The organism is Jatrophihabitans sp., assembly GCF_035474675.1.
Taxonomy (GTDB): Bacteria; Actinomycetota; Actinomycetes; order Mycobacteriales; family Jatrophihabitantaceae; genus Jatrophihabitans_A.
On sequence record NZ_DATINC010000010.1, the window covers coordinates 69369 to 88704 of the forward strand.

Below are 19336 nucleotides of genomic sequence, written 5' to 3' on the forward strand. Positions count from 1 at the left end.
GCGGCTGGCTCAGTCGAACAGCGACAGCTGGACCGCCGCGTCCTGCGGCTGCGGTGCGTGCTTGGCCAGCCTGCCGTGCCGGCGGCCGGACCGCCCGTACTCCGCCGGCGTCCGGCCCGTGCCGGCCCGGCCGGTGGAGCCCGCCGGCTGCCCGGTCCAGGTTGCCTCGCCGGGGGCGGCCGGTTCCGCCGACCAGGCATGCTCGACCGGCCGTTCCGGTGGCTCCTGGTAGGCCAGGAACTGCAGGGCGGCCGGCGTGGTCCAGGTGAGCTGGTGGGCCCGGAAAGCAGCGCTCACGGCGGCCGAGTCCAGCGGCAGCACGCCGGGACCACGGCCCAGATCCAGACCCAGGTCCAGGTCGTGGTGCATCCGCATCACCTGGCAGTTCAGCTCCCAGGCCGCCCGGGACTCCGGCTGGGCCAGCCGGCTGGCCGCCGCACCGCCCACCGCTGCCCTGACCCGGGCTCCGCCCGCGGCCAGGTCTTCGAACACCGCGGCGGCGCTGCCGAGTTCGGCCAGCAGCCGGGCGGCCGTCTTGGCACCGATCCCGCGCACGCCGGGCAGGTTGTCCGACGGGTCGCCGCGCAGCGCGGCGTAGTCGCGGTACTGCTCGGGACGGATGCCGAGCATCACCGCCAGCAGGTCCGGGGTGAGCAGCGGCGAGGCGTCCACCCCGCCGTTGATGATCCGCAGCACCCGGGTGTGCTCGTCGATCAGGGCGAAGGCGTCCCGGTCGGAGGTCATGATCACGGTGCGGGCGCCCACGCTCGGCGCGAAGCCGGCCGCCGAGGCCAGCACATCGTCGGCCTCCAGGCCGTCCGGGATCACCACCGCGACGCCCATGCTGCGCAGCACCTCGGCGGCGCCGTCCAGCTGGGACACCAGGCTGGGCAGCTTGTCGGCGCGGCCGGCCTTGTACTGCGGCCAGCGGGTGCGGCGATGGCTGAGGACCGGGTCGTCGAAGCCGACCACGATGGCGGCCGGACAGAGCCGCTCGGCAGCCGCCACCAGCTGGGTCAGCAGGCCGCGGATCGCCCACAGCGGCCGGCCGTCGGCCGCGCGCAGGCCGGTGCCGGCCTGGGAGTGGAAGCTGCGGTGGACGAGGGAGTTGCCGTCCACGGCCAGCAGCACCGGCGAATCCTGCACGCCGACCACTGTAAACGCCGGTACCGACTAGAACGGCATCGAACGGCCAGCAAGGTGCGCGCCATCCACCGTAGGGTGGCAGGACGCCCGGCTACGGTGCGGACGCGGCGATGCCGCAGCCGTGGGTCATCGCGATTGCTCGAGGAGGGAACGAGGTGTCTGGATGCGGCTCGGACCAGTAGGGGTACCCGGACCGAGGGATCTGCTGCGGCTGGCGGAGGGCGGCTACGAGGCCCTGGAGCAGGCCATCGCGCTGGTGCCCCGGGTGGTGGGCCTGCTGGGCGAGGTCGAGAGCGTGGTCTCCCGGGTCAAGGTGATGATGGACGAGATCGACCAGACCCAGCGCGCGGCCCGCACCATCATCGGGCAGGCCGAGCAGGTACTGCAGCACACCGAGCAGCTGGTCGGCCGGGCCGACACCCTGGTCGACCGGGCCGGCACGCTCCTCGACCGCACCTCCGGCGTGCTCGACGACACCCAACCGCTGCTGGAGCGCACCGACGCGGTGCTCAACCAGACCCAGCCGCTGCTCACCCGCGCCGGCGAGGTGCTGGACGAGACCGAGCCGTTGGCGAAGCAGGCCGGCGCGCTGGTTGCCAGCAGTGGCCCGTTGGCCGAGCAAGCCGGCCCGCTGCTGCAGCAGGCGGGTGAGCTGGTGGGCCGGGCCGACGGGCTGCTGGGCGGTGCGGAGCCGTCCCTGCAGCGCCTGCAGCCGATCCTGGACCGGCTGGCCCAGACCACCAGCCCGGCCGAGGTCGACGCGGTCGTGCAGTTCGTCGACACCCTGCCGGAACTGGTGCAGGCGATGCGCGACGACGTCCTGCCGATCGTGCGGACGATGGGCACGGTGGCCCCGGACGTGCGCGACCTGCTCGACACCACCAAGGAGTTCAACGAGATCCTCGGATCGCTGCCTGGCCTGGGACGCATCAAGCGGCGGGTCGAGGAGCGGCAGGAGCAGGAGGACCTCGACCGGTTGTCCACCGAGGACCCGCCCCGGTCCCCGGACGAGGTGCGCTGAGGAGGCACCGGCCGGGCCTCGTGGTTGAAGCCCGACCGGTGCGCGCTCCGTGCTAGCGGCGTTTCCGGCTAGCCGGGGGCAGTACTAGCCGTGCAGCCGGTTGTTGGCGGCGAAAGCCACCGCGTCCTTGGCGGGCACCCGGACCCGGACCTTGCCGTGCGAGTCCACGGTGAAGGTGCGGCCGGTGCAGTGGCTGGACGAGGTCTGGTTGCCGTGGATGATGTCGCAGTAGGTGCCGCGCGGCAGCCCGGTCTGGAACGTCATGGTCTTGTCGGCGTCGCCGTTGTTCAATGCGATCCAGCCCCGGTGCCCGCGGCTGAACGCGATCAGGTTCACCCCGTCGTCGGCCCAGTTCGTCACCCTGGCATCGCCCACGTAGTTGTGCCAGCCGACCAGGTTCGCCACGCCCTTGTTGCGGTCGATGCAGACCCAGCCGGCGTCGCAGTCGGTGTTGGTGATGAAGCCGTTGGCGTCGGCCGGCGGCGAGTCGTCGTTGCCGGTGAAGGCGAAGCTGGCGTACACCTGCGGCGTGCCGTAGCCGTAGGCCAGCATGAACTCGGTGGCCAGGATGTAGGTGGCGCCGTCCTTGTAGCTCAGCGTCGAGCCGTTGCGCTCGGTGTCGTGGTTGGCCACGAACGCCACCGAGCTCTCGCTGGGCAGCAGGCCGGCCCGTTCGCCGAACACCGACAGGTCGGTGATGTTGCCGCCCGGCGGGGTGGTGTAGCTCTTGAACGCGTCATGGACCTGCTGGGCGAAGTCGAATCCGAGCACGTCATCCCGGTTGATGAAGGCCCAGGGCGACAGCTTGCCCGGGCCGCCCGGCGGCACCTCGAGGTAGATGTAGGGACGGGTGCCGTCCAGCGTGCGGTGCAGCAGCTTCTCGATGGCGGTCATGTCGGCCTGCGGGATGTGCTTGCCCGCGTCGATCCGGAAGCCGGACACGCCGTAGCCGATCAGCTTGTTCAGGTAGCCGGCCAGCTTGTTGCGGACGTAGCTGGTCTCGGTGCGCAGGTCGGACAGGCTCACCAGCTCGCACTTGGTGACCTGCAGGTAGTTGTTGAAGTCCTCGATGTTGCCGCTCGCGGTCGGGCAGTCGGCCGGCGTGTGGTGGAAGTTCGCGCTGGTGTAGATGCCCTCGTACTCGTACTTGGAGTAGCTCACGCCGCCGTAGGAGATGTTGCCCTGGCCCGTCATGTGGTTGATCACCGCGTCGACGTAGACCTTCACGCCGGCCTTGCGGCAGGTGGCCACCATCGACTTGAACTGCGCCTCGTTGCCCATCCGGCTGGTCAGCTTGTAGTCGACCGGCTGGTAGACCTCCCACCAGGGGTGCACCGGCCCGTCGGTCTTGGACAGCGAGTCCTGCGGCGGGGCCACCTGCACGCCGGCGTAGCCCTTCGGGCCGAGCACGGTCTTGCATTCCTTGGCGATCGAGACCCAGTTCCATTCCCAGAGGTTGGCGATCACGTCGCGGGTGCCGTGCTCGTTGGAGTGGCTGGCCAGGGCGGGCTGGTCGGCCGCCCCCGCACTGACCGAGCCGAGCACGGTGACCGAGGCGGCGGCCAGGGTGGCCGCGCTGGCGGCGACCGCGACCGCGATCCGGAGCCGGCGCCTGCTGAACCTGCCTGAACCTGGCGGGTTGGACGGAGGGGAGATTTGGCTTGTCATCATTGTCCTTTCGCAGGGCTTCGGCAGGCAGGGGGAACTTCTCGATTGCCGCCGTTTTCTTACTAGTGACCCGCCTCACAGGTGTCAAGGCGCCGGAGGTCGATGCCCAAGAAGCTAGCCAGGCCCACTGACAGTTCCGGCCGGCCAGGCTGCCCTAGGCTGCAGGCGTGATCGCCACCGTCCAGGCAAGCCGGTACGTCACCCCGCTGCGCGAGGGCGGCTCGCTGCCCGGCATCGTCGAGGCGGACGACCTCGGCACCTACGTGGTGAAGTTCCGCGGCGCCGGCCAGGGCCTGAAGGTGCTGGTGGCCGAGGTGGTGGTCGGCGAGCTGGCCCGCCGGCTCGGCCTGCGGGTTCCGGAGCTGCGCGCGCTGGAGCTGGACCCGGTGATCGCCCGGTACGAGGCCGACCAGGAGGTGCAGGACCTGCTCAACGCCAGCATCGGGCTGAACCTGGCCGTCGACTTCCTGCCGGGCTCGTTCGGCTGGGATGCCGGCTACCCGGTGGACCCGGACGAGGCGGCCCGCATCCTGTGGCTGGACGCGTTCACCGCCAACGTCGACCGCAGCTGGCGCAATCCGAACCTGCTGATCTGGCACCGCCAGCTCTGGCTCATCGATCACGGCGCGGCGCTGTACTTCCACCACGGCTGGTCGCGGCCGGGCGCCGATCCGCAGCGCTTCGCCCACCAGCCCTACGACGCCTCCGACCACGTGCTGGTGCGCCACGTCGGCGGGGTGGCCGAGGCGGGCCGGGCGCTGGCGCCGCTGGTCACCCCCGAGCTGCTGGCAGAGGTGCTCGACCAGGTTCCGGACGAGTGGCTGGAGCCCGACGGCGGCCGGCCGGACGAGATCCGCCGGCGCTACGCCGACTACCTGCTGGCCCGGCTGGCCGGCGAATCCTCCTGGCTGCCCCGGGCGGCTGCCGCATGAGCGAGGATCGCGGCGAGCGGCACGGCTTCCAGTACGTGGTGCTGCGCTGCGTGCCGCGGGTCGACCGCGAGGAGTTCGTCAACGTCGGGGTGCTGCTCTACAGCCAGAGCGCGGACTTCCTGTGCGCGGGCAGCCGGCTCGACGCCGACCGGCTGCGGGCGCTGGCCCCCGACCTGGACCTCGACGCGGTGCGCTCGGCGCTGGCCGCGGTCGAGGCGGTCTGCCGCGGCGAGTCCGGCGCCGACATCAGCCTGGGCCAGCGGTTCGGCTGGCTGGCCGCCCCGCGCAGCACCGTGGTGCAGCCCGGGCCGATCCACGGCGGTCTGACCGACGATCCGGCCCGCCAGCTGCAGCACCTGCTGGACACCCTGGTCGGCTGAGCGGCTCACACGCGTCGGAGAAAGAGCTTGTTGCCACCGTGCAGACGGGCCGGCAAGATGTGAGCCTCATGTGATCCAGCCCACTCCTGGAAGGAACACTCTCCTTGGCAACCAGCAAGCTCGCCGCACCGCAACTGGTACTCAACAGCCGGATGCTCTACACCAGCTGGATCCCGCAGGACCCGGACGCCTGTGCCCACCTGCTGCCCCCGGCGCTGCGGCCGGCGTCCAACTCCGCCGTCTACATGAACCAGTACGTGGTGGACTCGGCCCAGCAGACCACCGGGTTCGGGGCGTACTCGCTCACCTACCTGGGGTTGGACCTGGACTTCTTCGCCCCGGACGGGACCACGCCGGCCCGCTTCTTCACCCACTACTTCAACTCCTCGCAGGTGATGCGGGAGTACGCGGCCGAGCGGGGCGTGCCGGCCGGCACCGGTTCCACCACCCTGGAGGTGGCGGGCGGCATCGCCACCGCGACCACGTCGGTGGACAACCGGCCGATCATCCGCACCCGGGCCCGGGTCGGCGAGGTCGCCGACATCGTGCTGGGTGGCCACCTGCGCTACGTCACCCGGGTGGGCAACCGGCTGATCGCCGGCAACTACCCCTACATCGGTGAGCTGGTGAGCACCTTCGAGGTGCAGTCGATCGAGTTCCTGGACTCCGGACACCCGGTGTACGCGCTGCGCCCGGCCTCGCCGCTGCAGGTGGTGACCGGCTTCTCCTTCTACGCCCCGCGTGACTCGTTCGTCTACCCGGGCGGCGAGGAGGACATCGGCCCGGCCGAGGGCGGCGGGCAGGGCCACCGCCCGTAGCCGGCGGCCAAGGACCGAGCTAGCGGTGGGGACGGCTCAGCCGGGCCGTCCCCACCTCTGGGCGTTTCAGCGGAAGCCGTCGACCGGATCGCCGGTCAGGTCCTCCTCGTTGCTGTCCTGCTCGTTCAGCTCGTCCTCCTCGACGACGTGCATGGCGGCCTCCTCGGCGGTGGCCGCGCTGCCGGCCTTGCCCACGTCGAAGGCCACCTCTGCCGCCTCGGTGTCTTCGTGCGCGCCCTCGTCCGGGGCGACCAGCCGGCCGGCCCGGGGCGCCGGCTCCTCAGCGGTGACGTCGTCCGGGCTGACGTCGGGGATCTCCTGGGCCAGCCGCTGGTCCAGGCTCTCGCCCTCGGCCTGCTCGGCGGCGGTGTTGCCGTACCGGGTGGCGACCGGGCTGAAGTCCGGCGGCGAGTAGCTGGTGTCCAGCGGCTCGTCCAGCTCGACGCCGTCGCCGGTCAGGGTCTCGGCCGGGTCCAGGTACTCGGCGTCGTCGTCGCCGCCGGTGTAGACCTCGTCGCCGAACGTGGTGTCGTCGGATTCGCTCATGCCTTCACTACATCACCCGGGACGGCCGCGTGCGAGTTCGGCCCCCATCCGGCGCACCACCAGGGCGAAGAACGCCGAGCCGACCGCGCCGATGACCGGGTCGGCGAGCCGGGGCAGCCAGCGGACTCGGACGTCCTCGCTCCAGCTGACCCGGGCGCCGCCGGCGGCCGGCCGCACGGTGATGTCGGCCCAGCCGGTGAGCCAGGGCCCGAGCTTGCGAATCCGGCAGCGGCCGGGACCGCCACCGGCCGGCGGCTGCCACTCGGTGACCTCCATCGGATCGTCGAAGCCCACCGGGCCGAGCCGGCTGCGGCCGGTGAACCGGGTTCCGACTCCCGGGCCGGACGGGCCCTGCCGGTCGAGGACCACCGTGGTCAGCGGTATCCAGCGGCCCTGCGCGGGCCAGTCGGTGACCAGCGCCCAGGCCGTCTCGACGTCGGCGGGGACCAGCCGTTCGGTACGGATGCGCGCCATCAGACAATCCTAGGGACGGGCCGCCGACCGGCAACGGGCCGTGCCACCGGTCGGGAGCCGAGCACGGGGGAAGGCGTTGATTCGAAGCCCGCGTGCCAGGCGAAGTAGGGTTTGAGGCACAACAGGACAAGGGAGTCTGACCATGACTGAGACCGCCACCAGCGCCACCGGCGCTGTCCTGCACACCGGCAGCGGTGAGGATCTGCAGTTGCAGATCGTGCCGTCGACCGAGGGCGCCCCCGGCGTGGACGTGAGCAAGCTGCTCTCGCGGACCGGCCTGGTCACCTACGACCCCGGCTTCGCCAACACCGCCTCCTGCGCCTCCCAGATCACCTACATCGACGGCGACGCCGGCATCCTGCGCTATCGCGGCTACCCGATCGAGGAGCTGGCCGAGAAGTCCACCTTCGCCGAGGTGAGCTACCTGCTGATCTACGGCGAGCTGCCCTCGCCCGACGAGCTGGCCGCCTTCACCTCCCGGCTCAGCCGGCACACCCTGCTGCACGAGGACCTCAAGCGGTTCTTCGACGGCTTCCCGCGCGACGCGCACCCGATGCCGGTGCTGTCCTCGGCGGTCTCGGCGCTGTCGACCTTCTACCAGGACTCGCTGGACCCGTTCAATCCCGAGCAGGTGGACCTGTCCACCATCCGGCTGCTGGCCAAGCTCCCCACCATCGCCGCCTACGCGCACAAGAAGTCGGTCGGGCAGCCGTTTCTGTACCCGGACAACTCGCTCAACCTGGTGGAGAACTTCCTGCGGATGACCTTCGGGCTGCCGGCCGAGCCGTACCAGGTGGACCCGGTGGTGGTACGCGCGCTGGACCTGCTGTTCGTGCTGCACGCCGACCACGAGCAGAACTGCTCCACCTCCACGGTGCGGCTGGTCGGCTCGTCGAACGCCAACCTGTTCGCCTCGATCTCTGCCGGTATCAACGCGCTGTTCGGCCCGCTGCACGGCGGCGCCAACAGTGCGGTGCTGGAGATGCTCGAGACGATCCGCGCCGACGGCGGCGACGTCAAGCGCTTCGTCGAGCGGGTGAAGAACAAGGAAGCCGGAGTGAAGCTGATGGGCTTCGGGCACCGGGTCTACAAGAACTACGACCCGCGGGCGGCGATCGTCAAGAAGACCGCCGACCAGGTGCTGTCGGCCCTCGGCAAGCGCGACGACCTGCTCGACATCGCGATGGAGCTGGAAGGCTACGCGCTGGCCGACGACTACTTCATCAGCCGCAAGCTGTACCCGAACGTGGACTTCTACACCGGCCTGCTGTACCGGGCGATGGGCTTTCCGACCAAGATGTTCACGGTGCTGTTCGCGATCGGCCGGCTGCCGGGCTGGATCGCCCAGTGGCACGAGATGATCAACGATCCCGACACCAAGATCGGCCGGCCGCGCCAGCTCTACACCGGGCCGGCCAGCCGCCCGTACCCGGAACGCAGGAACCGGTCCTGAGAGCGGATGTCGGTGGGGTCGGGTAGACAGTAGCCATGAGCCAACAAGTCCGCGCCGTCATCGCCCGCAGCAAGGACCAGCCGGTCGAGCTGGTCACCGTCAACGTGCCCGACCCGGGCCCGGGCGAGGCGGTGGTCGCGGTGCAGGCGTGCGGCGTCTGCCACACCGACCTGCACTACCGCGAGGGCGGCATCAACGACGAATTCCCGTTCCTGCTCGGGCATGAGGCCGCCGGCGTGGTGGAGCAGGTCGGCGACGGCGTGACCGACCTCGCCCCGGGTGACTTCGTGATCCTGAACTGGCGGGCGGTGTGCGGCCAGTGCCGGGCCTGCCGGCGCGGCCGCCCCTGGTACTGCTTCAACACCCACAACGCCAAGCAGAAGATGACGCTGGAGGACGGCACCGAGCTCTCCCCGGCACTGGGCATCGGGGCGTTCGCGGACAAGACGCTGGTGGCGGCCGGCCAGTGCACCAAGGTGGACTCGCAGGCGCCGGCCACGGTGGCCGGGCTGCTCGGCTGCGGTGTGATGGCGGGCCTGGGTGCTGCCATCAACACCGGAGCGGTCGGCCGCGGCGACACGGTGGCAGTGATCGGCTGCGGCGGGGTCGGCATGGCCGCGGTGGCCGGCGCGCGGCTGGCCGGGGCGTCCAAGGTCATCGCGGTCGACGTGGACGACCGCAAGCTGGCGTGGGCCAAGGAGTTCGGCGCGCACGAGCTGGTCAACTCCACCGCCACCGACCCGGTGGAGGCGATCCAGGCGGCCACCGGCGGCTTCGGCGCGGACGTCGTGGTGGACGCGGTCGGGCTGCCCCAGACCTACCGGCAGGCCTTCTACGGCAGGGACCTGGCCGGCACCGTGGTGCTGGTCGGGGTGCCCCGGCCGGAGGCCACGCTGGAGCTGCCGCTGCTGGACGTGTTCGGCCGGGGCGGCGCGCTGAAGTCGTCGTGGTACGGCGACTGCCTGCCGTCCCGGGACTTCCCGATGCTGATCGAGCTGTACCTGCAGGGCCGGCTGCCGCTGGACAAGTTCGTCACCGAGACGATCGGCATCGGCGACGTGGAGGCGGCGTTCACCAAGATGCACCACGGCGAGGTGCTGCGTTCGGTCGTCGTCTTCTAAAACAGGCGACGGGCGCTCGCGCGAAGAGCGGGAGAGGGCGATGACGGCGCGGATCGAGCACACCACCACTTCCGGGACCTTCAACCTCGACGGCGGCAGCTGGGAGGTGGACAACAACGTCTGGCTGCTGGGCGACGACAGCGAATGCGTCGTGCTCGACGCCCCGCACCAGGCGGCGCCGATCCTGGAGCTGATCGGCGACCGGCGGCTGGTCGCGATCCTGTGTACCCACGCCCACGACGACCATGTGACCGCGGCCCGGCAGCTCAGCGAGGCCACCGGCGCACCGGTCCGGTTGCACCCGGCCGACGAGGTGCTGTGGCGGCAGACTCATCCGGACTTCGACTACCAGCCGCTGGCCGGCGGTGACCGGATAGCCGTCGCCGGCACCGTGCTGGAGGCCCGGCACACTCCCGGGCACTCCCCCGGCGGCACCTGCTACTACAGCGCGGACCTCGGCGTGGTGTTCAGCGGCGACACGCTGTTCAAGGACGGGCCGGGCGCCACCGGGCGGTCGTTCTCGAACTTCGGCACCCTGCTCGACGCCATCCGCTCCCAGCTGTTCGTCCTGCCGGCCGAGACCGTGGTGCACACCGGCCACGGCGAGTCGACCAGCATCGGCGCCGAAGTGCCGCACCTGGACGACTGGATCGCCCGTGGCCACTGATCGCGCGCGGCCGGTCGGCGAACTAACCTGGGACTGGTGACCGAGCTGTTCAGCTTCCCCAACCCGGTGAACGAGAAAGCCGCCCGGGTGGTGGCCGCGGGCGTGGTGCTGCTCAGCCTGCTGGCGCTGCTGCCCGGCCTGACCTGGCTGTCGCTGCCGATCGCGGTCGGCTTCCTGCTGCGGGTCGCCGCCGGCCCCCGGTTCAGCCCGCTCGGCCTGCTGGCCACCCGGCTGGTCGCCCCGCGGTTGGGTGTGCCGAAACCGGTGCCCGGACCGCCCAAGCGGTTCGCCCAGGCCATCGGCGCCACTCTGAGCAGCGCCGCCGCTCTGGCCTGGCTGGCGTTCGGCGCGATCGGGCTGGCCCGGGTGCTGCTGGGCCTGATCGTGCTGGCCGCCACGCTGGAGTCGGTGTTCGCCATCTGCCTGGGCTGCCTGCTGTTCGCACAGCTGATGCGGGCCGGCGTCATCTCACCCGCCGTCTGCCGGGCCTGCGATGACGTGCGCCTGCGCTACAGCCAGAATGGATAGGTGACCTCTGCCTCGCCGGTGCCGGGAACCGGCCTGACCGCCGCCGGCGAGCCGACGGTCCAGCCGGCGCATCCGGTGGACCAGCCGCTGCACCCGCGAGCCCAGCCAGCAAGCCCGGTGGACCAGCCGGCGCGGCGTCCGGACCGGCTCGGCCTGGAGGTGCTGCTGGTCCTGGGGGTGTCGCTGGGCATCTCGGCGATCGGCTCCTGGATCAACTTCCTCGACATCCAGACCCGCGGCGGCTTCCGCAACGCCACCGCCACCCTGAACCCCGCCGAGAGCCCGCGCGCCTGGGTGGACCTGTCCTACCAGCTGCTCGGCATCCTCAACGGCGTGGTGCCGGCCTTGCTGGCGTTGCTGCTGCTGAGCCGGATGCCGGCGCTGCCCGGCTTCGGCATCGGCCTGGACCGGCTGCGGCCGAAGCGCGAGACCCTGCAGGGACTGGGCATCGCCGCGCTGATCGGGCTGCCCGGCCTCGGCCTGGTGGTGCTGGCCCGCCACCTCGGCATCAATGCCGAACTGCAGGCGTCCGGTCTGGCCGACATCTGGTACCGCTACCCGGTGCTGGTGCTGGAGGGCATCCAGAACGGGGTGCTCGAAGAGATCGTGATGATCGGCTACCTGCTCACCCGGTTCCGGCAGCTGGACTGGCCGGCCGGCCGCGCGGTGCTGGTCAGCGCGCTGATCCGGGGCAGCTACCACACCTACCAGGGCATCGGCGGCTTCGTCGGCAACCTGGTCATGGGGCTGCTGTTCGGCTGGTGGTTCACCCGCACCCGGCGGGTGCTGCCGCTGGTGATCGCGCACAGCGTGATCGACATCGTCAGCTTCGTCGGCTACGCCGCGCTGCACGGCCGGGTCGGCTGGCTCTGACCACGTGCCCCGGCGCGTCCCGGGTTAATGACAGGACGCCCCCGCCGGCCCTGTGACAGGGTCAGGCCATGACCTCGACCGTCGAGATCCGGCATGTCCCGTACGACGACATCTCGCCCTGGCTGCGCAGCATGCGCACCACGCTGCTGGTCGATCCCGGCGCCGGCAGCAGCGAGCAGGCGCTGGCCTGGTGGCGGGAGGTCTGGGACCCCGACCGGATCTTCGGCGGCTATGCCGAGGGTCGCTGCGTGGCCACCCTGCGGACCTTCGCCACCACCCTGACCATTCCGGCCGGGCCGGCGGCGTGCGCCGAGCTGCCGGTCGACGCGCTCACCCAGGTCACGGTGGCGGCCACCCACCGGCGCCAGGGATTGCTGACCCGGATGCTCACTCAGTCGCTGGCCGACGCCAAGGAACGCGGCGAGGTGGCCAGCTTCCTCAAGGCCGCCGAATGGCAGATCTATGGCCGCTTCGGGTACTGGCCGGCCGTCCAGGGCACCAACTACCGGATCCTGAACGGCCGGCGTCCGCGGGTGCTGCCGTCGCGGACCCCGTACCAGCTGGTCGGCGCCGACCCGGAGCAGCTGGTGGAGCCGGCCGCCGACGTGCACCAGCGGGTCCGGCTGCGGCAGGCCGGGCACATCGCCCGGACCGGTGCCGACTGGCGACGCCGGCTGGGCCTGGACGGGCTGCGGCCGCCCGGCGCGCGTGAGCCGGTCTGCGTGCTGGCCCGCGACGCCGACGGCCGAGTGGACGGCTACGCCTGCTGGGGGGCCAACGACGGCGACTGGTTCCACGACCCGGACCAGGCCCAGGCCCGGGTCTACGAGGTGCTGGCCGCCACCGACGACGCCTACCGGGCGTTGTGGGGCTACCTGCTCAGCCTCGACCTGGTGCGGGTGCTGACCCTGGACGGGTACCCGGTGGACGAGCCGCTGGAGTGGCTGCTGTCCGACGGCCGGGCGGTGCAGCGCACCTGGACCGGTGACAACGAGTGGCTGCGGCTGCTGGACGTCCCCGCAGCGCTGTCGGCCCGCCGCTATGCCGCCACCGACCGGCTGGTGCTGGACGTGCTGGACCCCGACGGCGGCTGGGCGGCCGGCCGGTTCAGCCTGGACGGCGGCCCGGCGCACGCCGAGTGCCGGCCGGCCCCGGCGGCGACGGCGGACCTGCGGCTGTCGCAACGGGCGCTGGCCGGGATCTACCTGGGCGGCCACACGGTGCGCTCGCAACAGCTGGCCGGCCTGGTCGAGGAGGAGACGCCCGGCGCCGCCCCCCGGTTGGAGGCGATGTTCTGGACCGCCCGGCGGCCCTGGAACGCCACCCCATTCTGACCGCCAGGTGATCGCCCGCTAGCGACCACTCGGCTAGTCAGTAGTGATCAAGAGGCAAACCTTTACAAGTCAGGCGGAAATGACTCGTGCTCCCGGCTCTCGGTGGCTTTGAGAAAGAATTCAGGAATCTTATCGCCGGAACCCACCTCTTCACGCATTTTTCCCACCTGCCAATGGAAGATACGGTCTAAGGTAGCTAGCGTTAATTCCATTCCTCGCAAATAGCTGGCAGATTCCAAACCAGCAGGCTTAATGAAATAATTTATCAAAATCTCGTCTTCTATATTGTTATACCAAAAGAACTCAGTTTTGGTAGGGGTTAAATCCTTCGGTAGCTTACAATAATATCGAACAAATACTTCGGGTATCGTCAAGTATGTAAAGGTTTGACGCATCTCATTGCTGCCAGAGAGAGCTATTATCGGTCCGCTCACACGCAAATACTCGGCGAACTTGTCTGCAAATTCCTCAAAATAAGACCATAAGGATTGGAAATCCTTTGGTAAAATTCCAGGATTTACCCTCCCAGTCTTCCTCTGCAGCAAAATCGCGGTGCTTAGACCGAGGATGAGGTCTTGAAGCGGGCCAAGAATTTGCATTACTTCCGCATATGCGCTACGCCGATGTTCGCGAGCCTCTTTGGAGGCCGCTTCCGCGTGCCGCGACAGCTCGCGAGCCGTCTCGAATTGTTGGCTGGCTTCGGCGATCTCGCGGTTGGCGACTATGGTTTTCTCTTGAGCCCGAAGGTTATCTATAGCTGACTTGCGAACCGCAAAATATGAAACGATGGCGCCGAGAATTACACCTCCTGGCGCAAGAAAGGCGGTCTCGCCGACTGTCAAGTGCCAACTCATGCCGTAACAGCTTACGCGTAGCCTGCTGCCACCGGCCCAGGCTCGCTGCGAGCCCAAGCATGCAAAGCTGATGGCTGATAGGGGTGATTCGCCACGGATGGACCCGGTGGTTGCCAACAAGCCGATCGAGCCTCGGGGTTGCCAGGCTCAGGCGGTGACGAAGTCGATCAGTTCCTCGACCGAGCGCAGCAGCGGCACCTCGACGTCGGCGTAGCTGTTCACCGAGGCCAGCACCCGCCGCCACATCTCCCGCGGATCCGAGACGCCTAGCGCCGCGGCCACGCCGTCCTTCCACGGCACACCCCGCGGCACCACCGGCCAGGCCGGGATGCCGAGCGCGGTGGGCTTGACGGCCTGCCAGATGTCGACGTACGGGTGGCCGTTGACGAGCACGTGCGGCGAGGTCACGGTGGCCGCGATCCGGCTCTCCTTGGAGCCCGGCACCAGGTGGTCCACCAGCACCCCGAGCCGCCGTTCGGCGCCCGGCGCGAAATCGCGCACCAGCTGCTCGAGCTCGTCGATGCCACCGAGCGGCTCCACCACGATCCCCTCGATCCGCAGGTCCTCGCCCCAGATCCGCTCCACCAGGGCCGCGTCGTGCAACCCCTCCACCCAGATCCGGCTGGCCTTGGCGACCTGGGCCCGCACCCCGGCGACTGCCACCGAGCCGGACGCGGTACGGCCCGGACCCGCCGGCGCGACCGGCACCGGGGCCGGCCGGACCAGCGTCACCAGCTCGCCTTCCAGCAGGAAGCTGGCAGGCAGCATCGGGAACTCCCGGCGCCGGCCGAACCGGTCCTCCAGGGTGACGGTGTCGCGCTGCTCGCCGGCCACCACCGTCCGGCCGACCGCGACCACCGCCCCGCAGTAACCCTCCGGCGTCTCGACCACCAGGTCCGGCTCCGCCGGCACCTGCCGGACGGCCTTGCGGGACCGGGCAGAACGAGATGCCAGCACGTCGTCGGAATACACGCCCAGCAGCCTAGGCAGGCCCGCCTCCGGCAGCCGGGAACCCACGCCGACCCGGACGGTTGGGTAGCGTGAGTAGCTGTGCCGAACGAACGACGATGCGCCCAGCTCGCCGCCTGGGGCTCTGCGTGGCTGGCCGGATCGGTGGCCTTCGACGACGTGCTCGACGCGGTCACGGGCTCGGGCCGCCATGTCGGCGGGCCCGGCTTCGGCCCGGGGCCGAACCCGGTCGGCACCGCGCTGGCCGAGTGGAAGCGGGCCGGCACGTCCGTACTGGTGCTGGCCCTGCCGGTGCCCGGCGACATCCGCGGGCTGGCCGGCCCGGTCGAGTTCCGGACCGCCGCGCTGACAGCCGGCGAGGCGGTCTTCGGCCGGGATTTCGGGCTGACCGTGCTGCCCGGCCGGGACACCCCGAGCAGCGCCGGCCGTGAGCTGATCTGGCACCGGGCCGAGGTCGGCGAGCTGCCGCCGGACCCGGTCAGCATGGCCGACGCCGAACACGACCTTGCCGAGTCGATCCGCGACACCGCGTCGCTGTTCGCCCGGCGCGGCATCACCAGCTGGCTGTCCGACATCGCGCCAGCCCTCTCCGACGCCCGCCGGGCCGGTGAGCGGCTGCACCTGCCGGCCAGCCACCCGCCGCGCGGGGTCCGGCTGATCGCCCAGGCCGAGCGGCTGTCCGCGGTGCTGACGGTGGTCGACTCCGACGACACCGGGCAGCTCACCGCCCGCGCCGTCGCCGAGCGCGAGCAGGCACTGGCCCCGTTGCGGCTGGCGGTCCGCCGGGCGCTGCTGGCCGGCTACAACGCCGCGGCCGAGGACCTCAGCCGGCCGGTCAGCCCCGGCGGGCCGGTGCCGGGCAGCAGCCGGCCGGGCAGTGCAGTCCGCACACCCCCAGCCGACCGAGGTGGGCCCGCGGCCGGCCGCTGAGCTGCTCTTCCACCAGGTCCACCAGGCCGGCCACGAACTGCGGGTCGGTGCCGGCGGTGCCGGCCCGGACGAACCGCAGCCCGAGCTCGGCGGCGGTCTCGCGGGCCTCCTGGTCTAGATCCCACAGCACTTCCAGGTGGTCGGAGACGAAGCCGGTCGGCGCCACCAGCACCGCGGGCACGCCCGCCGCCGCCAGCGCCCGCAGGTGGTCGTTGACGTCCGGCTCCAGCCACGGCACCTGCGGCGGCCCGGACCGGGACTGCCACACCAGGTCGAACTCCGCCCCGGCGCCGCGCACCGCCTCGGCCACCAGCCGGGCGGTCTCGCGGTGCTGGGCCAGGTACAGCCCGCCGTCCGGGCCGGCGGTGGCGTTCATCGACACCGGGACCGAATGCGCGGTGAACACCAGCCGGGCCGCCTCGCGCAGCTCAGCCGGCAGCTCGGCCAGCGCGGCGCGCACCGCGGTGGCGTTGGCGGCGACGAAGCCGGGATGGTCGAAGTAGTGCCGCAGCTTGGTGAACCGCAGCCCGGCACCGGCCGTCCCCAGCTCGGTGCTGGCCCGGGCCAGGTCCTCGCGGTACTGCCGGCAGCCGGAGTACGAGCCGGTCGCGCTGGTGGCCAGCACCAGCGCGTGCCGCCGGCCGTCGGCCACCAGCTGCCGGGCGGTGTCGGTCAGGAACGGGTGCCAGTTCCGGTTGCCGAAGTACAGCGGCAGGTCGATGCCACGCCGGCCGAACTCCTCGCCCAGCGCCGCCAGCAGCGCCCGGTTCTGCGCCGTGATCGGCGAGACCCCGCCGAAGTGGTAGTAGTGCTCGGCGACCGCGGCCAGCCGCTCGTCCGGCACCCCGCGGCCGGCGGTGACGTTGCGCAGGAACGGCAGCACCTCGTCCGGGCCCTGCGGACCGCCGAAGGACAGCAGCAGGAACGAGTCGACAGGACTTTCCTCGACGGGGCTTTCCACTCCTAGCAAGCTACCTGGCGGGCCTCAGACCCCCATCGCGTGGAAGCCGCCGTCGACGTGGATCATCTCGCCGGTGGTGGCCGGGAACCAGTCCGACAGCAGCGCCGCGCAGCTCATCGCGACCGGGGTGGCGTCGTTGATGTCCCAGCCCAGCGGCGCCCGGCCGCCCCAGGCCTCCTCGAACTGGACGAAGCCGGGGATGCTCTTGGCCGCCATGGTGCGCACCGGGCCGGCGGCCACAAGGTTGACCCGGATCCGGCGCGGGCCGAGCTCGCGGGCCAGGTAGCGCGAGGTGGACTCGAGCGCGGCCTTGGCCACCCCCATCCAGTTGTAGGCGGGCCAGGCCACCCGGGCGTCGAAGTCCATGCCGAGGATGGCGCCGCCGGACGGTCCGAACAGCGGCAGCGTGGCCACCGCCAGGGACTTGAAGCTGAACGCCGAGACCTCCATCGCGGTCGCCACGTCGGCGAACGGGGCGTCCAGGAAGTTCTCGCCGAGGCAGGACGCCGGGGCGAACCCGATCGAGTGCAGCACCCCGTCGAGGCCGTCGACGTGCTCGCGGACCCGGTCGGGCAGCGCCTGCAGGTCCTCGGCCGAGGTGACGTCCAGCTCGACCAGCGGGGCGGGCTTGGGCAGCCGGTTGATTACCCGCTGCACCAGCGACATCCTGCCGAAGCCGGTCAGCACCACCTCGGCGCCCTGCTCCTGGGCCACCCTGGCGACCGCGAACGCGATCGAGGAGTCGGTGATGACGCCGGTGATCAGCAGCCGCTTGCCGTCCAGTAGTCCCATGCTCGAGCCCTCTCCTCGCTGTGGTGGGCCGCCGCCCGCTGACCGGCCGCCCGCTGACCGCCCGGCCGGGAACGGCCGGCCGGGTGGAAGACCGTCCGCTACAGGCCCATGCCCAGGCCGCCGTCGACCGGCAGCACCGCGCCGTTGACGTAGCCGGCGCCGTCGGAGGCCAGGAACCGGACCACCTCGGCCACCTCGTGCACCGCCCCGTACCGGCGCAGCGGCACGCTGGCCAGCACCTCGCTCTTGCGCTGCTCGGTCATCGCCGCGGTCATGTCGGTCTCGATGAAGCCGGGGGCGACCACGTTGGCGGTGATGTTGCGGCTGCCCAGCTCCCGGGCCAGCGAGCGAGCCAGCCCGATCAGGCCGGCCTTGCTGGCGGCGTAGTTGACCTGGCCGGGCGCGCCGGTCAGCGCCACCACCGAGGAGATGAACACCATCCGGCCGCTGCGGGCCCGGATCATGCCGGCGGTGGCGCGCTTGGCCACCCGGTAGGCGCCGGTCAGGTTGGCGTCCAGCACCCCGGTGAAGGACTTCTCGTCCATCCGCAGCAGCAGCTTGTCGTCGGTGATGCCGGCGTTGGCCACCAGCACCTGGACCGGCCCGTACTCGGCCTCCACCTCGCTGAACGCGGCGTCCACCGACGCCTCGTCGGTGACGTCGCAGCGCACCCCGAACAGCCCGTCCGGCGCGCCGCTGCCGCGGTGGGTCACCGCGACCTTGTCCCCCGCCTCGCTGAACGCCCGGGCTATCGCCAGGCCGATTCCACGGTTGCCACCAGTCACCAGCACAGATCGGCTCACCCGCGACACGCTAGCCGATCCCGGGGGCGGTCCGGATCGGAAGCCACCCAACTGTGTGCAGGGCCGCTCCGGACGTGCTCCGGGTCGCCGAACCCGGCGCGGGGCTCAGCTCAGCCGGCCGGACCACAGCAGCGAGGTCGCCCCGGCCGCCATCGCCAGCAGCAGGCCGGCCAGCATGAACCGCCAGCTGATGTCGCGCTGCGCGGTGGTGTAGCCGATCTGCGAGCCGATGTCCTTGTAGACCGACTTCAGCTCCTCGACCGAGGCGGCGGTGTGGAACGAGCCGCCGGTGGTCTGGGCCAGCCCGCGCAGGGTGACCTTGTCCGAGGGCACCGCCTGCACGGTGCCCTGCACCTCGACGGTGCCGCTGTCGGTGCCGAAGGCGATGGTCGAGACCGGCGTGCTGGCCTTCTTGGCCGCGTCGGCGGCCTCGGACACCTTGCGTCCGACGGTGTTGTAGCCGTCGGACAGCAGCACCACCCGGGCCGGCGCCGGTTTCTCGTTGGGTGCGGTGCTGGTCCGGCTGAAGGTGTTCAGCGCGTCCAGGCAGGCGAACACGCCTTCGCCGATCGCGGTGTACTGCTCCAGCTGCAGGCCGGCGATGGCCCGCTTGACGACATCGCGGTCCAGGGTCGGCGGCACCAGCACGTTGCCGGCCCGGCCGAACTTCACCAGTCCCAGGTTGATCCGCTTGGGCAGCAGGTCGGCGAACTCCTCGGCAGCCTGCTGGGCGGCCTCCAGCCGGCTGGGCAGCACGTCGGTGGCCTGCATCGACAGCGAGACGTCGATGGCCAGCATCACGGTGGCCTTCTCCTGCGGCACCCGGACGCTGGCGGTGGGCCCGGCCACCCCCAGCGACAGCACGGTCAGGGCCACCAGCAGCAGCGCGAAGGTCAGGTGCCGGCGCCAGCCCGGCCGCCGGGGTACCACGCTGGCCAGCAGCTGGGTGTTGGAGAACCGGGCCACGAACCGGCGCCGGCGCAGCTGCACCGCCAGGTAGGCCAGCGCCACGGCGGCCACGGCAAGCAGGATCAGCAGCCACAACGGCGACCTGAAATGCATCAGT

General features: G+C 71.1%; 21 protein-coding genes. 11 read left to right on the plus strand and 10 right to left on the minus strand.

Features of this window, described 5'->3' with window-relative positions; translation table 11 throughout:
* Positions 1-9: 9 nt before the first annotated feature.
* Complete coding sequence (locus VLJ82_RS00810) at positions 10-1146, minus strand: 5'-3' exonuclease (RefSeq protein ID WP_408661418.1); 1137 nt, start codon at positions 1144-1146, stop codon at positions 10-12.
* A 163-nt stretch (positions 1147-1309) separates the two neighbouring features.
* Here VLJ82_RS00810 and VLJ82_RS00815 point away from each other — a divergent pair, with 163 nt between their 5' ends.
* On the plus strand, positions 1310-2167 hold the full coding sequence (locus VLJ82_RS00815) for a hypothetical protein (protein WP_408661419.1): 858 nt from the start codon (positions 1310-1312) through the stop codon (positions 2165-2167).
* 84 nt (positions 2168-2251) lie between these two features.
* On the opposite strand, the gene VLJ82_RS00820 is transcribed toward VLJ82_RS00815, so the two are convergent.
* Positions 2252-3835: an alpha-amylase gene (locus tag VLJ82_RS00820; protein WP_408661420.1), complete on the minus strand. Its 1584-nt coding sequence runs from the start codon at positions 3833-3835 to the stop codon at positions 2252-2254.
* Positions 3836-4002: 167 nt separating this feature from the next.
* Between VLJ82_RS00820 and VLJ82_RS00825 the strand changes: the two genes are divergently transcribed.
* The 3 genes from VLJ82_RS00825 (at position 4003) to VLJ82_RS00835 (ending at position 5965) form a co-directional block, all read left to right on the plus strand.
* Positions 4003-4767 carry a HipA family kinase gene (locus tag VLJ82_RS00825; protein WP_408661421.1) on the plus strand — a complete coding sequence of 255 codons (765 nt, stop codon included), beginning with the start codon at positions 4003-4005 and terminating at the stop codon, positions 4765-4767.
* Complete coding sequence (locus tag VLJ82_RS00830; protein ID WP_408661422.1) at positions 4764-5147, plus strand: DUF3037 domain-containing protein; 384 nt, start codon at positions 4764-4766, stop codon at positions 5145-5147. Before VLJ82_RS00825 ends, VLJ82_RS00830 begins: the two co-directional genes overlap by 4 nt.
* A gap of 104 nt (positions 5148-5251) precedes the next feature.
* Positions 5252-5965 (plus strand): hypothetical protein, encoded by a 714-nt coding sequence (locus VLJ82_RS00835; RefSeq protein WP_408661423.1) that lies wholly within the window; start codon positions 5252-5254, stop codon positions 5963-5965.
* Between the two features lie 66 nt (positions 5966-6031).
* On the opposite strand, the gene VLJ82_RS00840 is transcribed toward VLJ82_RS00835, so the two are convergent.
* Positions 6032-6511: a DUF5709 domain-containing protein gene (locus VLJ82_RS00840; RefSeq protein ID WP_408661424.1), complete on the minus strand. Its 480-nt coding sequence runs from the start codon at positions 6509-6511 to the stop codon at positions 6032-6034.
* A gap of 12 nt (positions 6512-6523) precedes the next feature.
* Positions 6524-6985, minus strand: coding sequence for an SRPBCC family protein (locus VLJ82_RS00845; RefSeq protein ID WP_408661425.1), 462 nt, complete (start codon positions 6983-6985; stop codon positions 6524-6526).
* A 142-nt stretch (positions 6986-7127) separates the two neighbouring features.
* Between VLJ82_RS00845 and VLJ82_RS00850 the strand changes: the two genes are divergently transcribed.
* The 6 genes from VLJ82_RS00850 to VLJ82_RS00875 all read left to right on the plus strand — a co-directional run bounded on the left by VLJ82_RS00850 (position 7128) and on the right by VLJ82_RS00875 (position 12961).
* Entirely contained in the window at positions 7128-8438 is a 1311-nt protein-coding gene (locus tag VLJ82_RS00850; protein ID WP_408661426.1) for a citrate synthase, read from the plus strand.
* A 35-nt stretch (positions 8439-8473) separates the two neighbouring features.
* On the plus strand, positions 8474-9559 hold the full coding sequence (locus VLJ82_RS00855; RefSeq protein WP_408661427.1) for an S-(hydroxymethyl)mycothiol dehydrogenase: 1086 nt from the start codon (positions 8474-8476) through the stop codon (positions 9557-9559).
* A gap of 40 nt (positions 9560-9599) precedes the next feature.
* Entirely contained in the window at positions 9600-10226 is a 627-nt protein-coding gene (locus tag VLJ82_RS00860; RefSeq protein WP_408661428.1) for an MBL fold metallo-hydrolase, read from the plus strand.
* Positions 10227-10262: 36 nt separating this feature from the next.
* Positions 10263-10754, plus strand: coding sequence for a DUF4395 domain-containing protein (locus VLJ82_RS00865; protein ID WP_408661429.1), 492 nt, complete (start codon positions 10263-10265; stop codon positions 10752-10754).
* A 117-nt stretch (positions 10755-10871) separates the two neighbouring features.
* On the plus strand, positions 10872-11627 hold the full coding sequence (locus tag VLJ82_RS00870; RefSeq protein WP_408661438.1) for a CPBP family intramembrane glutamic endopeptidase: 756 nt from the start codon (positions 10872-10874) through the stop codon (positions 11625-11627).
* A gap of 68 nt (positions 11628-11695) precedes the next feature.
* Positions 11696-12961 (plus strand): GNAT family N-acetyltransferase, encoded by a 1266-nt coding sequence (locus tag VLJ82_RS00875; RefSeq protein ID WP_408661430.1) that lies wholly within the window; start codon positions 11696-11698, stop codon positions 12959-12961.
* 62 nt (positions 12962-13023) lie between these two features.
* Here VLJ82_RS00875 and VLJ82_RS00880 read toward each other — a convergent pair whose 3' ends face one another.
* Positions 13024-13815, minus strand: a complete 792-nt coding sequence (locus VLJ82_RS00880; protein WP_408661431.1) for a hypothetical protein — start codon at positions 13813-13815, stop codon at positions 13024-13026.
* A gap of 147 nt (positions 13816-13962) precedes the next feature.
* Positions 13963-14796 carry a DUF3097 domain-containing protein gene (locus VLJ82_RS00885; protein ID WP_408661439.1) on the minus strand — a complete coding sequence of 278 codons (834 nt, stop codon included), beginning with the start codon at positions 14794-14796 and terminating at the stop codon, positions 13963-13965.
* A 69-nt stretch (positions 14797-14865) separates the two neighbouring features.
* On the opposite strand from VLJ82_RS00885, the gene VLJ82_RS00890 reads away from it, so the two are divergent.
* Positions 14866-15714, plus strand: coding sequence for a hypothetical protein (locus VLJ82_RS00890; RefSeq protein ID WP_408661432.1), 849 nt, complete (start codon positions 14866-14868; stop codon positions 15712-15714).
* Here the strand turns inward: VLJ82_RS00890 and VLJ82_RS00895 are convergent.
* The 4 genes from VLJ82_RS00895 to VLJ82_RS00910 all read right to left on the minus strand — a co-directional run bounded on the left by VLJ82_RS00895 (position 15620) and on the right by VLJ82_RS00910 (position 19335).
* A complete protein-coding gene (locus tag VLJ82_RS00895) occupies positions 15620-16675 on the minus strand; it encodes a ferrochelatase (RefSeq protein WP_408661433.1) in 1056 nt (351 codons plus the stop codon). The genes VLJ82_RS00890 and VLJ82_RS00895 overlap by 95 nt on opposite strands.
* Before the next feature lie 24 nt (positions 16676-16699).
* Positions 16700-17467, minus strand: a complete 768-nt coding sequence (gene fabI / locus VLJ82_RS00900) for an enoyl-ACP reductase FabI (RefSeq protein WP_408661434.1) — start codon at positions 17465-17467, stop codon at positions 16700-16702.
* 98 nt (positions 17468-17565) lie between these two features.
* Positions 17566-18270: a 3-oxoacyl-ACP reductase FabG gene (gene fabG, locus VLJ82_RS00905; protein WP_408661435.1), complete on the minus strand. Its 705-nt coding sequence runs from the start codon at positions 18268-18270 to the stop codon at positions 17566-17568.
* Positions 18271-18375: 105 nt separating this feature from the next.
* Positions 18376-19335, minus strand: coding sequence for a VWA domain-containing protein (locus VLJ82_RS00910; protein WP_408661436.1), 960 nt, complete (start codon positions 19333-19335; stop codon positions 18376-18378).
* Position 19336 lies beyond the last annotated feature (1 nt).